This window comes from Bacillus sp. TH13, from assembly GCF_016651175.1.
Classification (GTDB): domain Bacteria; phylum Bacillota; class Bacilli; order Bacillales; family Bacillaceae_G; genus Bacillus_A; species Bacillus_A thuringiensis_S.
Genome location: NZ_JAEKEJ010000002.1, coordinates 1 through 1,200 on the forward strand (window position 1 = coordinate 1; position 1,200 = coordinate 1,200).

Here is a 1,200-nt window from a genome sequence, read left to right on the forward strand (position 1 = left end):
TTTCAAAACTAACCCTTCCAAAAAAATGGCTAAGATTTTCAACAAAAGGTAATATTGAACATTTTTTCTAAAAACAGATATAAATTGTAACCATAATGGTTGCAAGTGATTTAGAAGTCAATTCTTTTTTCAAAAAACATTTAAATTCTACCCTAACGCTTGCAGAATTCTAGCATCCATTACTTTTCTTCTTGTTCTTAAATTCGTCATTGTCCTTAGTAAATTAATCCCAAAACTTATCATAAACTAACGCTCACTTTTCAATATAAGTAGACATAGGTATACTTATATTGAATTCCGAGGAATTCCTCGAAACTTAATAAGTCCAATATTTTCTCAAAAAAATAGCAATGTAAGCTACCTCCTTTTCTACCATAGTGCTAAGACACCTCTTATACGATATATCCAATAGCAAACATTTAAGCATCAAAAAATCACTTAGCGAAATTTGTACTATCTTAGCTATATTTTGTCGCATTACAAAGGGTGGGTATCCGTTATATTCTGAATATTCTGTCTATTAATGAAAAAAACTCATTATTAAATTTAATGTATCTAATTCCTGTTATTATCAGAATAAGCCTTTACATAGAAAAGGGGATATTATGACTGTTCAAGAGAAGAGTAATGAGCAATTGATGGGATTATTACACGAATGGTATGAAGAAATTCGTTTATATCATGTAAAAGAAGCAAAACAAACATACCTAAAAGTAAAAGAAAGTTTAAAAGGACTAGAAGCAGACCAATATGTATCATTCTATTATTCCCTACTGAATTTTAGATATATGGTCTTGGTAGATGGAATGAGTATTACAAAAGATTCTTTTAATCAAATAGAAAAACTCTCTACTATCAAAGATGATTTTTTATTTTTAGCTTACTATTATCATTTCTTTAAGGCAATTCATTCTACAATTTTAGCAAATTATACTGAAGCGAAAACACACTATGAAAAGGCGGAAGAACTTTTAATTGATATACCTGACGCAGTAGAAAAAGCCGAGTTTGAGTATAGATTTTCAACTTACTGTTATCAATCTTATCAACCATTTGAAGCAATTCAACATGTAGTAAAGGCAAAAAAAGTATACCAGAATCATGTAGGCTATGAAATTAATGTTGCCTTATGCGACAATGTATACGGTTTAGCTTGTATAGATCTAAGAGAGTTTGAAAGAGCTGAAGAATGTCTCAATA

1 protein-coding gene is annotated in these 1,200 nt (G+C 29.5%); it reads left to right on the plus strand.

Annotated features, from left to right (window positions below):
* Nucleotides 1-605 precede the first annotated feature (605 nt).
* Nucleotides 606-1,200, plus strand: a 595-nt coding sequence (locus tag JFU02_RS01315) for a response regulator aspartate phosphatase (RefSeq protein ID WP_481748745.1), incomplete at its 3' end; no start/stop codon positions are given.